Below are 11,770 nucleotides of genomic sequence, written 5' to 3'. Positions count from 1 at the left end.
CGCTGCCGCGTCCACACCCCCACTGCACGCCCAACACCCCGCACACGCCGCAACACCCGTGTGCACACGGCCGCCGAGAGGGCCCGCACCGACACCCGTGTGCACACCCCCGCTGCTGCGTCCACACCCCCACTGCACGCCCAACACCCCCGCACACGCGGCAACACCCGTGTGCACACGGCCGTCGACGGGCACACCCACCCCGCAGCGCGCGGTTACCTGCGTCACAGGATGTCCACCGAGTGGACACCCGGGCTGTGCTGCACACCACTCGTGCGGTAGTGATGAACGAAAGGGTTAACCAATTTCACCGGTACAGAGGTAGTGACTATGTCCGACGCAGTGGCCATCGGCGATGGCATCTTCCAGATCACGGTTCCGATGACCCACAATCCGCTGGGCAGCACCCTCGTGTACGCGATGGAGTCGCCAGGCGGCATCGTGCTCGTCGACGCCGGGTGGGACGGCGACGAAGGGTGGGAGGGTCTGACGGGCGGACTTGAATCGGTCGGGCACTCGATCACCGAGGTCGAGGGCGTCGTGCTGACCCACTTCCACCCCGACCACACCGGCCTGTGCGGCCGGGTCCGCGACGCGTCCGGCGCGTGGATCGCGATGCACGAGGCCGACCACGAGATGTTCCGGTTCATGTCGGCGTCCCACGATGCGGTGTGGGTGACCGACCAGCAGGAGAACATGGTTCGGGCCGGCGCACCGCAGGAGCATCGGGACGCGTTCGGGGCGGCCGCGCTGGGCAAACCCCCGGCCGGTCCCGAATCCGCACCGGACCGCACCCTCACCGACGGGGAGGTCATCGCGCTCGCCGGGCGGAACCTGCGGGTCGCCTTCACCCCGGGCCATACCCCCGGTCACGCCTGCTTCTACCTCGAGGACGCCGACGTGATGTTCACCGGCGACCACGTGCTGCAAAAGACGACCCCGCACGTCGGGAACTTCGTGTACCCGATCGAGGAGCGGGACGCGTTGGCGGAGTTCATGGATTCGCTGCGTCGGGTGCAGTCAATGGGCATCACCCGCGGGCTCGGCGCGCACGGCCTGCCGATCACCGACCTACCGGGGCGAGCGAAGGAACTCGTCGAGCACCACGAGGAGCGTCTGGATCACCTGTATGCCGCGTTCGGCGACGACGAGCTGACGCTGTGGCAGGTGGCAGAGCGGATGAAGTGGTACCGGCCGTGGTCGGACTTCCATCCGCTGGCGCGGAACATGGCGGTGTCCGAGGCGGCCGCGCATCTGCGGCATCTGGTGACGCGGGAGCAGGTCGGTCAGGTGCCGGGCAGCGAGCCCGCCCGCTTCGCCCGCCGGTAGCCAGTCGATGCCGGGCGGCGGCGACGGTGCCGCGGCCCGGCACCCGCCCGTCACATCGACAGCGACATGCGGGCGACGCCGCGCGCCCAGTCCGGGGTGCCCTCGACCGCGCCGAGCGCCCCAATCATCCGGAGGTAGCGTGCGGTCTCCGCCGCGTCCCAGTACGCGTCGAACTCGGTGACCCTGCTGCCGTCGGCGTTGCGCCACCCCAATGCCGCCAGTCCCTCGGACATCGCGGCCCGCCGTTCGTGTCGAGACGCGCCTGCCGCGACGGTCAGCAGCAGCAGCCGTCCCGCCTCGCGTTCCACCTCGTGCCTGCCGAGCGGGAGCGCGGTGAGGACATGCTCCCACAGCTGGTTTCGCTGACGCGCCAGCGTCGCACCTCTTTTCGTCAACAGCAGCCTGCCCCGGTACTTTCGGGTCAGGCCGAACGCGCGACCGGATTCGAGTAACTCCCGGAACGTCGGATTGCTCACCTCGCGATCGCCCGACCCGACCCACCTTGTGCCCCAGTCGAGTTCGTCGCGGGCCGCGGCAATGACGGCGGGCGGCAGATAGCCGGCCGAGGTCAGGGCGATGCCGTCGGCGCCGACCCGGCGCAGCAGCCACTGCAGGTGCACCAGGGCACCGTCGATCATGCTCTCGATCTCCGACCACTCACCACTCTGCAGGTCCGCCCGCTCAAGCAGCGAATGCACATGGGGTGCAGCGCGATACGGTATCCGCTCGAGGAGCGGCGCGACCCGCGAGTCCAGTACCGGCGGATGCAGCCGGAGCGCGTCCCTGGCGGCGACCGCCGCGTCGGCCGCGGCCACGTCGAATGACTCCGGGTCGAAGCCGTAGCCCGCCCATGCGCGCAGCTCGTGATGCTCGGGGTGTCCGACGTCGCCGAGCACGTCCACCAGCCGCTCGTACCCGGGCACACCGCCGCAATCCTCCGGCGGACAGGCCCGCTCGCCGGCCAGGCAGGACGGGGCGTCCAGCGTTGCGGCCGGGTCGATGTCCTCAAGCACGACGCTGTGCTCCCACCCGTCGCCGAAGTCGTACTCGTAGATCAGCCGGTCGCCGGGGGCGCCGAGCACGTCCCCGAGCCGAACGTCCTCGTCGCACCTGTCGCCGTCGCCGAAGCCGTCCTCGATACTCTCCCGCATCGAGAACCGTTCCCGCACCGCACCGGACGGATCCGGGAGGACCCACTGGTGCAGGTGGGTGTCCGTCCAGCCCATCGCGACCTGGACGGCGACGTGCAGTTCGTGGAGGGTGACGGTGGACGGCACCACCAGCCTGCGCCACACCGCGGGGACGACCCCGCTCAACTCGACCCGCAGGCGGTACGCGGCGATCCGCCGCCCGGCCGGGACTCGCGGCGAGGTACCAATCTCGGCGACGAAGGTGCGCAGCGCCTCGGGGTCGGTGGGCACCACCCGCAGGTGCCGGCCAGGCTCGGAGACTCCCATCTCCCGAGCCTAGAACAGGGCGGGGACAGCGGCACGGCGGCCGCGAACGACCCCGACACACTGGAACGCGTTCTACTATTCGGGCATGAGCATCCTCATCGACGACCGCGCCCGCGTCCGGACCCTGACCCTCGACCGCCCGGACGCGCTGAACGCGTTCAACGAAGCGCTGTACGACGCGACGACCGAGGCGTTGCGGGACGCGGCCGAGGATCCGTCGGTCGCGGTGGTCCTGCTCACCGGCAACGGTCGCGCGTTCAGCGCGGGCACCGACCTGCGCGAAATGCACGCCCGCACCAGCGACCCGAACTTCCGCCCCGGCACGCACGGCTTCATGGGCCTGCTCGACACCCTCGCCGACTTCCCGAAGCCGCTGATCTGCGCGGTGAACGGGCTCGGTCTCGGCATCGGGACCACGATCATCGGCTTCGCGGACCTGGCGTTCATGTCCACCGACGCCAAGCTCAAGTGCCCGTTCACCGGGCTGGGGGTGGCGCCGGAGGCGGCGTCGAGCTATCTGCTGCCCGCGCTGATCGGCAGGCAGAACGCGGCGTGGGTGCTGATGAGTTCCGAGTGGATCCGCGCCGAGCAGGCGAAGGAGATGGGTCTGGTCTTCCAGGTCTGCGCGCCCGACGACCTGATGGAGGTCGCCGTCCGGCACGCGGAAACACTGGCGGCCAAACCGATCTCAAGCCTGATGGCGGTGAAGCAGACGATGACGGCGCCGCTGCGGGCGGAGATCGCGGCCGCACGGGAACGGGAGAACGCCTGCTTCGCCGAGCTGATGGGTGGGCCAGCGAACCTTGAGGCGCTCGTCGCATTCGCGGAGGGCAGGGAGCCGGACTTCACGACGCTACCCGCAGGAGCCTGAGCCGGCGGCCGTCAGCCGCGGCGGCAGAGGCAGAACAGGTGCCCCACCGGGTCCCGGTACACCCGGAACGTCGGATGGTCGGCGTCGCCCTCGACGAGCTGGGCCCCCAGCCCCAGCACCCACCGCTCCGCCGCGTCCATGTCGTCGACGACGAGGTCCAGATGCATCCGGACCCCGTGCGCCGGCCAGTCGACCGGTATGAAGTCGGGGGCCTGCTGGAACGCCAGCCGCAGCTCACCGGGGCCCTGCAGGATCACCCAGTCGTCCTCGGATCGGGTGAGGCGCCAGCCGAGCACGGCGCGATAGAACCCGGCGAGCGCCGCCGGGTCGGGGCAGTCGAGCACCGTGTAGTCCACGGCAATGGCGGGACGGGTCATGACGTCGAGCGTAGGCGCACGCCACCGACCCCGCCGCCCGGACGGGCCCACCGTAGGCTTGCGCCATGAGCGACTTCGACGACGCGGTGATTGCCGCGGTCACCGGCCACATGAACGGCGATCACGCCACCGACAATCTCGCGATCGTGCGGGCTTTCGCCGAACCCGATGCCACCGCGGCCCGGATGACCGGGCTGGACACCACCGCGGGCGAGTGGGTGGCGACGGTCGACGGCACCGAACGGCCGGTGCGGGTGCCGTGGCTCGGGCCGGTCACCGACCGGGCCTCGATCCGCACCGAGGTGGTCGCGCTGTACCACGCGGCGTGCGAGCGGCTCGGAATCGAGTCCGGCGGGCACTGAGCCTGCGCCGGAAAACGGTTCGCGCGTCGGCGCGCGGCGGGCTAGCGTCGACTCATGTCTCCTCCGTCCTGAAAGAGTCCCGACATGACCACGTCGACGGCGACCCGCCGACTGATGCCGCTGCTGCTGGTCAACCTCGCCACCCTGCTGTCGGCGACCGGCAACGGCATCACGATCGTCGCGTTGCCGTGGCTGGTGCTGCAGCAGACGGGACGGGCCACCGACGCTGCCGTTGTCGCCGGAGCGGCGACCCTGCCGCTGCTGCTGTCGTCGCTGTTCTCGGGGACGGTGGTGGACCGGTTCGGCCGTCGCCGCACCTCCCTCGTCTCCGATGTGCTGTCCGCGTTGTCGGTTGCCCTGATCCCGATCTCGTCGGCGACGATCGGGCTGTCGGTGCCGCTGATCGCGGTCCTGGCCGCGCTCGGGGCCGCCTTCGACCCGGCGGGCATCTCCGCCCGCGAGTCGATGCTGCCCGCGGCGACCACCGCGTCGGGGTGGCGGCTGGACCGGGTCAACAGTCTGTACGAGGCGAACTACAACGTCGCGTATCTGATCGGCCCCGGCGTCGGCGGCGTGCTGATCGCGACGCTCGGGCCGGTGAGCACACTATGGGTGACCGCACTCTGCTTCGCCGGATCGATCGTGACGATCGCGTTCCTTCGTCTCGACGGCGCGGGCCCACCCGACCGGGAGTCGCGACCAGCGTCGATGTGGTCGGGCACCGTGGAGGGCCTGAAGTTCGTGTGGCGCAACAAGTTGCTCCGCACCCTGGCCCTCGTCGACATGGCGATCGTTGCGCTGTACCTGCCGGTCGAGAGCGTCCTGTTCCCGGTGCATTTCGCCGACCTCGAGCAGCCCGCGCAGCTGGGATGGGTACTGATGGCGATGAGCGTCGGCGGGGTCGTCGGCGCACTGGCGTACGGGTCGCTGGCGGCACGGATCCGGCGGCGCACCCTGATGCTCGTCGCGGTGACCGTGCTCGGCCTCTGCATGGTGGGGATGGCCTTCCTGCCGCCGCTGTGGCTGACCCTGTCCCTCGCCGTCCTGGTCGGACTCGTGTTCGGGCCGGTTGGCCCGATTGCCAACTACGCCATGCAGACCCGCAGCCCCGAGCACATGCGCGGCCGCGTCGTCGGGGTGATGACCTCCACCGCCTATGCGGCCGGCCCGCTCGGCTACCTGTTCGCTGGCCCGATGATCGACGCGGTCGGCCTGCAGCCGACGTTCTTCGCGTTGGCGATCCCGGTGTGCGTGCTCGGCGTGGCCTGCATCGGCCTGCCCGCGCTGCGGGAACTCGACACCCCGCCGGTCAGCTGAACCCCATCACCTCGTTGCCCCACGCGGCCCGCAACGCCGCATCCGGGTCGGGGACGAGGGTGTCGGTCTTGTCGATCAGCAGGGTCGAGCGGCCCTCCTCGGTGTAGGGAGCCCAGTGCTTCGACGCGTCCAACGCCGCCGGAACGCCGTATGCGGCGAACGCGAGCCACCGCCGCTGCACGCGCCCGGACACCTGAACGGCGCTCCTGCGGCCGCCGAGCCAGAACGTCGGGTCCATATTGAGGGTGCCGAAATTGCCGAATACGTACGGCAATTCCGTGGCGTGGCCGGCCCCGACGCGCGCCGCCCGGAGCATCGGGGTTGCGTGGTCGAAGCGGTACACCCATGTCGGCGAGTGCCGACAGTGTGCGTCCGCGATCCACAGGCACGGCATCCGGAATGCGGCGTCACGCGAGATCGCCATCGCCCCGGTCGGTTTCGTGTAGTCCGGGTAGGCTGCGATGACCTCGGCGATCCGGGACGGCGGCATGTCCGGGTGGTCGTCGGCGATCGCCGCGAACATCTGCGTCACCGTGTCCGCCGTCACCGGCAGGATCGGGGATCGTGTGAGCCGGAAGATCGACGCCTCGTCCCGGTTCGTTCCGATGATCAGCGGGATCCGATGTGCGACCCCCTTCTGAAACGCGGCGACCGGGTAGCGGGGCACCAGGTCACCGTCGACAACCGGCGCCATCGCCAGCGTGCCGGGCACCGTGGTGACGATCTCGTCGAGGAGTTCGTCCCCGGCACGGAGCAGGTCCTCGACCGGCAACTCGTGGAGGCGGTCGGCCTCGGACGGTGCGACCCCGGCCAGTTCGAGGAACCGGGACGCGACGGCGGCCGCCCGCACCGCGCCGTACACGGAGGTCGCGGGGGCGCTCTGGGCGATCGCGCGGTGGAACAGTCCCTCCGCGCGCGGTGCGGTCATCAGCGTCGTGATCGCCCCGGCACCCGACGACTCACCGAACACGGTCACATTCCCCGGGTCGCCGCCGAACGCGGAGATGTTGTCCCGCACCCATTCCAGTGCGGTCACCAGGTCCCACAACCCGAGGTTGGGCTCGAACCCCTCCCCGAAGGACGACAGGTCGAGGAACCCGAACACCCCGAGCCGGTAGTTGACGGTGACCACGATCAGATCCCCGGTCTCGGCGAGTCTGCGACCGTCGTACACGGTCTGGGAAGATGCCCCCACGCAGTACGCGCCGCCGTGGATCCACACCATCACCGGCCGCGGCTCCTCGGCGGGGCGTGCCGCCCACACATTCAGGGACAGGCAGCCCTCGTCCTGCGCCAGGCCCGGGTCGATCGGAACCTGCATTGCCTTGGCCTGCGGCGCGATCGGCCCGCGGTCACGGCAGTCGCGTTCGCCATCCCACGCCCGGGCGGGTGCCGCGCGGCGGAACCGCCGATCGCGTCCTGCCGTCGCATACGGCACGCCCATCCACGCGAACACCGAGCCCGCCGCGTGACCACGCACCGCGCCGTCCGCCACCCGAACCGTCAGCGTTCGCGGTCCCGTGACGGCACTGGTCTCGTCGGTGTGCACGACAGCCTCCCTTCCGTCGCGGTCACTCATCGCCAACGTACCAACCCGGCACGGGGAGCAGGTGCGCGCGACACGGACTCCCGACCGGCCGGTCCGCGACGGTCCCCTACCATGACCGACGTGCGCACCACCCGAATCATCCTGCTGCTCACCACCCTGAGCGTGGTCGGGGGCTGCGCGAACACCGTCGACGGGGCCGCAGGCCCGGCCGCGGAGCAGCCCGGTCCCGGCACCACGACCGCACCAGCCCCGGCGGCGACGACCACGCGGTCGACCTCCGTGACCCCCAGCCTCGCACCCGCCGCGCAGGTCGCCGACTACCTGGGCGAGGCGGGCGGCTCGTACTACTTCACCAGTCCCAGCGGGAAGTTCGAGTGCGCGGTGATCACCACTCCGGCCCCGGTCGCCGGCTGTCACGGCAGTCTCCCTGGCACCGCGCCGCGGGTGCCAGCACCCAGCGGCCCGGGAACGACCATCCCCAACGCGATCCGGGTCGTCACCGGGGAGCCCGGCGAGTTTGTCAGCACCGGAGATCCGGCGTTCCACCGCTTCGACGGTCCCGCGAAGGCGCTGCCGTACGGCTCTCCGCTGCGCGTGCAGGGGTTCACGTGCACCGTCGATCGGCGCGCCGGGGTCACCTGCGAGAGCGGATCCGGCCACGGCTTCACCGTGTCGGACGTCGCCTACGACCTGTGGTGACCGGAGTCAGGAGTACAGCGCGTCGATCTCGGCGCCGTAGCGCTGCGCAACCACGTTCCGCTTGATCTTCAGAGTCGCGGTCAGTTCACCGTCCCCCTCGGTGAGGTCCCTGGCGAGGATCGCGAAACGTTTGACCGCCTCGGCGTGCGAGACAGTGGTGTTGGCGTCGTCGATCACCCGCTGCACCGCCGCCCGCAGGTCGCGATCGTCCCGGAGGTCCGCGACCGTCGCCTCGCCGCCCTTGCCGTTCTCGGACCGCCAGCGCGCGAACGCATCCGGGTCGACCGTGACCAGCGCCCCGATGAACGGCCTGCCGTCGCCGACAACCACGGCCTGCGATACCAGTTCGTGGGAGCGCATCCGATCCTCGAGCGGCCCCGGCGACACGTTCTTGCCGCCTGCGGTGATGAGGAGGTCCTTCTTCCGTCCGGTGATGGTGAGGTAGCCGTCCTCGTCGAGGGACCCGAGGTCGCCGGTGCGGAACCAGCCGTCGTCGAATACGTCGACGGTGGCCGTCTCGTTCCTCCAGTAGCGGCCGAACACGACACCACCGCGCAGTTCGATCTCCCCGTCGGAGGCGATCCGGACCGCGTTGCCGCCGAGCGGTTGTCCGACGCTGCCGATCCGCTGTGCACCCGGGACGTTGACGCAGTGCGCTGCGGTGGACTCGGTCAGACCGTAGCCCTCGTAGATCGGGACCCCGAGCCCGCGGAAGAAGTGTCCGAGCCGCGGCATCAACGCCCCGCCGCCGGAGATCGCCCACCAGCACTCGCCACCGAGAACCGCACGCAACTTCGAGTACACCAGGCGATCGGCCACGAAATGCTTGAACCGCAACAGCATTGACGGCCGTCCCCGATCGATTGCCTCGCTGTACTCGACAGCCGTCGACTCGGCGAAGGCGAACACTCGTGCCCGCAGCGCGCCACCCGTCGACGCCTGCTGTGCCGCCGCGTCGCGGACCTTCTCGAAAACCCGTGGCACCCCAAGGATCACATTCGGCCGGAACCGATCGAACTGCCCGACGATGGTGCCGAAGTTCGACCAGTGCGCCTGGGTACCGCCCGCCTCGAACATCGCCAGCGACACCGCGCGTGCCAGCACGTGCGCGAGCGGAAGGAACGTCAGCATCCGATTCCCTGGGCGTGCGACGTCACCGATGCTCGCCGCGAGGATGCCCCGGACCTCGGACAGGAAGTTCCGGTGCGTCAGTACGCATCCCTTGGGCCGCCCCGTCGTCCCGGAGGTGTAGACGAGCGAGGCCGGGTCGTCGGCCCGCAGTGCGGAAACCCGCTGCTCGACGGCGGAGTCGTCCAGATCGGCACCGGACGCGAGCAGCGTCTCGATAGCTGCGTCCTCGATCTCCAGCACCCGGACGCCGGTGCCAGCGAAGTACTCTGCGTGCGAGGAGGTTTCGACGATCGCGACGTTGGCACCCGCATCCTCGACGATCCACTGCACCTGATCTGCCGACGATGAATCGTAGATCGGCACCGACACCGCACCTGCCGCCCAGATCGCGAAGTCAAGCAGCGTCCACTCGAATCGGGTCGCCGAGAGCAGCACCACCCGGTCCCCCGGTTGCACGCCGCCCTGTATCAGCCCCTTCGCGACGCCGGTGACCAGGTCCGCGAACTCGGCGGCCGTGACGTCAACCCACCGGTCGCCGCGCGGGCGGGAGAACAGCACGAGGTCCGGGGTCGTGTCGGCGTGGGAGTACACGGTCCGGACGAGGGCGTCGTCGTCGGCGATCGTGAAGGTGGGTGTCGTCGCGTACTCACGCATGCGGAGCGCCTCCGGTCGTGTCGTTGTCGGGCGTGGGGGTCGGCACGCGAAAGCGGTGCAGAAGGTCGGCGAATAGCGCGATGTCGGAGTCGGTCCAGTCCTCGACGCGGCCGGCGACCTCGCTCCGGCGGCGCACACCCGCCGCTGCCAGCACGCTGCGCCCGGCATCGGTGAGCGTGAGCGGGTGCCCCGTCCGCACCGGCCCCGGTTCGGCAACGACCCAGCCGCTGTCCACGCATCCACGGATCTGCCGGGACACCGTGGAGCGGTGCACCCCGAACGCGTCGGCGATCTCCGTCGCGCGGCAGCCGGGGCTGCGGTCGATGTACGACAACACCGAATGCTGGGCGAACGACGGGGCTCCGTCACCACCCCGATCCCCCGTCATCAGCTGCCGAACAAGGTGCACGAGTTCGTCGTGGACCCGAGCGACGGCAGTACCGTGTTGCATTCCGCAACTATAACGCCGCGCGCGGCTATCCGATACCCCGGGTATGGAAGGCTGGATGTCGGACACCTCTGGTAGACGTGGGGCATGAGTGTGACCCTCGACGGCTTCATCGCGATGCTGGACACGTTGCCCGAGACCGAGCAGGTCGATGCCGGGAACTGGACCGCGCTGAAGGTCTGCGGCAAGGGCTACGGCTACATCTGGGAGAAGACCCGAACCGTCGGGCTGAAGGCGACCCTGGACGAACAGATTGCGTTGGTCGCCGAGCGCCCCGAGGTGTTCGAGATCCAGTTCACCGCCGGCCAGTTCGGCTGGATCGTCGTCCATCTGGAGGGCATCGAATCCGACGAACTCCTCGAGCTCGTCACCGAAGCCTGGTGCCTGACCGCGCCGAAGCGGCTCGTCGACGCACACGAGTTCGGCAGCCTCTACGACGAGTAGCCTCCTAGTCCACACCACACCCATGTGCGCGCGGCGCTGCCCCTGTGCGCACAGGTCCTGCTGCGTGCACACGGATACTCCGCATTCCCCATGTGCACATAGCTTCTGCAGCGCCCACACCGGTATTCGGCGCTCAACACCCCCGCGGACACCACATCCCCCCTGTGCACACGGCTTCTGCCGCGTGCACACCAGTGTTCGGCGCTCAACACCCCCGCGGACACCACATCCTCCCTGTGCACACGGCTTCTGCCGCGTGCACACCAGTGTTCGGCGCTGAATACCCCCGCGGATGCCGCATTTCCCGTGTGCACACCTCGTCTGCGTGATGCATGCCAGCGGTCGCGTGTGCCCCCGAGGCGAGGCCCAGCAATACCCGTGCCGACCCGGCAGCGGGCGTGTGCACACGGCTTCTGCCGCGTGCACACCGGTGTTCGGCGCGCAATCTGTCTGCGGACGCGGCAGTGGGCGTGTGCACACCTGCGGTGTCGCCGTCGCATGCGTTGGCTGGCGGTCGCCGTCAGTGGGCGGTGTCGTCGCTGGGTCCGTAGTCGGGCTGGTGGCAGCGGCGTGGTCACCCGCGCTGTGCACACGGCTTCTGCGGCGTGCACACCAGTGTTCCGCGCTCAACACCCCCGCGAACACCGCATCCCGCGTGTGCACACAGCTGATGGGTGCCCGTGGAAGGGGTGGGATGCGCGCAGCGGGGTTCGGCGCGCACCGGGCGCGTGCGAGTGCACCCCCGTGTGCACACGGCTTCTGCCGCGTGCACACCGGTATTCGACGCGCAACACCCCCGCGGACGCCACATTTCCCGTGTGCACACCTCGTCTGCGTGATGCATGCCAGCGGTCGCGTGCGCCCGGAGGCGAGGCCAGCAATACCCGTGCGCACCCGGCAGCGGTCGTGTGCACATACCTTCTGCCGCACCCACACCCGTGTTCCGCGCTCAACACCCCCGCGAACCCGACATCCCCCCTGCGCACACGGCTTCTGCCGCGTGCACACACCCACCCCACCGGGCGACCCACCCCCGGAAACGCCGAAAGCCCCGGAACCCAACCCCCCAAAAGGGGTCAAGTTCCGGGGCTCCCGAACAAGTAATGTACGGCGGTGTCCTACTCTCCCACAC

General features: G+C 69.9%; 11 protein-coding genes. 6 read left to right on the top strand and 5 right to left on the bottom strand.

The window, feature by feature from the left end:
• Window positions 1–330: 330 nt before the first annotated feature.
• On the top strand, window positions 331–1,329 hold the full coding sequence (locus ACWF62_RS19035; protein WP_378569986.1) for an MBL fold metallo-hydrolase: 999 nt from the start codon (window positions 331–333) through the stop codon (window positions 1,327–1,329).
• A gap of 50 nt (window positions 1,330–1,379) precedes the next feature.
• Here ACWF62_RS19035 and ACWF62_RS19030 read toward each other — a convergent pair whose 3' ends face one another.
• Entirely contained in the window at window positions 1,380–2,786 is a 1,407-nt protein-coding gene (locus ACWF62_RS19030) for a plasmid pRiA4b ORF-3 family protein (protein ID WP_452630990.1), read from the bottom strand.
• Between the two features lie 85 nt (window positions 2,787–2,871).
• On the opposite strand from ACWF62_RS19030, the gene ACWF62_RS19025 reads away from it, so the two are divergent.
• Window positions 2,872–3,657 (top strand): enoyl-CoA hydratase/isomerase family protein, encoded by a 786-nt coding sequence (locus tag ACWF62_RS19025; RefSeq protein ID WP_378569984.1) that lies wholly within the window; start codon window positions 2,872–2,874, stop codon window positions 3,655–3,657.
• A gap of 11 nt (window positions 3,658–3,668) precedes the next feature.
• On the opposite strand, the gene ACWF62_RS19020 is transcribed toward ACWF62_RS19025, so the two are convergent.
• Window positions 3,669–4,034: a VOC family protein gene (locus tag ACWF62_RS19020; RefSeq protein WP_452630988.1), complete on the bottom strand. Its 366-nt coding sequence runs from the start codon at window positions 4,032–4,034 to the stop codon at window positions 3,669–3,671.
• 65 nt (window positions 4,035–4,099) lie between these two features.
• Between ACWF62_RS19020 and ACWF62_RS19015 the strand changes: the two genes are divergently transcribed.
• The gene (locus ACWF62_RS19015) at window positions 4,100–4,396 is read left to right on the top strand and encodes a DUF2470 domain-containing protein (RefSeq protein ID WP_378569982.1); all 297 of its coding nucleotides are present in this window, start codon (window positions 4,100–4,102) and stop codon (window positions 4,394–4,396) included.
• An 84-nt stretch (window positions 4,397–4,480) separates the two neighbouring features.
• Window positions 4,481–5,713, top strand: a complete 1,233-nt coding sequence (locus ACWF62_RS19010) for an MFS transporter (RefSeq protein ID WP_452630986.1) — start codon at window positions 4,481–4,483, stop codon at window positions 5,711–5,713.
• Here the strand turns inward: ACWF62_RS19010 and ACWF62_RS19005 are convergent.
• Entirely contained in the window at window positions 5,706–7,262 is a 1,557-nt protein-coding gene (locus ACWF62_RS19005) for a carboxylesterase/lipase family protein (RefSeq protein ID WP_452630985.1), read from the bottom strand. The two genes, ACWF62_RS19010 and ACWF62_RS19005, sit on opposite strands and share 8 nt — an antisense overlap.
• Window positions 7,263–7,382: 120 nt before the next feature.
• Between ACWF62_RS19005 and ACWF62_RS19000 the strand changes: the two genes are divergently transcribed.
• Window positions 7,383–7,961, top strand: a complete 579-nt coding sequence (locus tag ACWF62_RS19000; protein ID WP_378569979.1) for a hypothetical protein — start codon at window positions 7,383–7,385, stop codon at window positions 7,959–7,961.
• Between the two features lie 6 nt (window positions 7,962–7,967).
• Here ACWF62_RS19000 and ACWF62_RS18995 read toward each other — a convergent pair whose 3' ends face one another.
• Together ACWF62_RS18995 and ACWF62_RS18990 are read right to left on the bottom strand one after the other, a co-directional pair.
• Window positions 7,968–9,746 (bottom strand): AMP-dependent synthetase/ligase, encoded by a 1,779-nt coding sequence (locus ACWF62_RS18995; RefSeq protein WP_452630984.1) that lies wholly within the window; start codon window positions 9,744–9,746, stop codon window positions 7,968–7,970.
• The gene (locus tag ACWF62_RS18990; protein ID WP_452630982.1) at window positions 9,739–10,197 is read right to left on the bottom strand and encodes a MarR family winged helix-turn-helix transcriptional regulator; all 459 of its coding nucleotides are present in this window, start codon (window positions 10,195–10,197) and stop codon (window positions 9,739–9,741) included. The genes ACWF62_RS18995 and ACWF62_RS18990 overlap by 8 nt, the downstream gene beginning before the upstream one ends.
• An 84-nt stretch (window positions 10,198–10,281) precedes the next feature.
• Between ACWF62_RS18990 and ACWF62_RS18985 the strand changes: the two genes are divergently transcribed.
• A complete protein-coding gene (locus ACWF62_RS18985; RefSeq protein ID WP_378569977.1) occupies window positions 10,282–10,638 on the top strand; it encodes an MmcQ/YjbR family DNA-binding protein in 357 nt (118 codons plus the stop codon).
• Window positions 10,639–11,770: the final 1,132 nt, after the last annotated feature.

This window comes from Rhodococcus sp. NPDC054953 (genome assembly GCF_053609225.1).
Note: the sequence above shows the minus strand (reverse complement) of the source record. Positions and strands in the feature narration are given on the sequence as shown.

Coding starts and splice junctions, on each gene's coding strand:
- ACWF62_RS19035 (WP_378569986.1), top strand. CDS start 331: ATGTCCGACGCAGTGGCCATCGGCGATGGCATCTTCCAGATCACGGTT.
- ACWF62_RS19030 (WP_452630990.1), bottom strand. CDS start 2,786: ATGGGAGTCTCCGAGCCTGGCCGGCACCTGCGGGTGGTGCCCACCGAC.
- ACWF62_RS19025 (WP_378569984.1), top strand. CDS start 2,872: ATGAGCATCCTCATCGACGACCGCGCCCGCGTCCGGACCCTGACCCTC.
- ACWF62_RS19020 (WP_452630988.1), bottom strand. CDS start 4,034: ATGACCCGTCCCGCCATTGCCGTGGACTACACGGTGCTCGACTGCCCC.
- ACWF62_RS19015 (WP_378569982.1), top strand. CDS start 4,100: ATGAGCGACTTCGACGACGCGGTGATTGCCGCGGTCACCGGCCACATG.
- ACWF62_RS19010 (WP_452630986.1), top strand. CDS start 4,481: ATGACCACGTCGACGGCGACCCGCCGACTGATGCCGCTGCTGCTGGTC.
- ACWF62_RS18995 (WP_452630984.1), bottom strand. CDS start 9,746: ATGCGTGAGTACGCGACGACACCCACCTTCACGATCGCCGACGACGAC.
- ACWF62_RS18990 (WP_452630982.1), bottom strand. CDS start 10,197: ATGCAACACGGTACTGCCGTCGCTCGGGTCCACGACGAACTCGTGCAC.
- ACWF62_RS18985 (WP_378569977.1), top strand. CDS start 10,282: ATGAGTGTGACCCTCGACGGCTTCATCGCGATGCTGGACACGTTGCCC.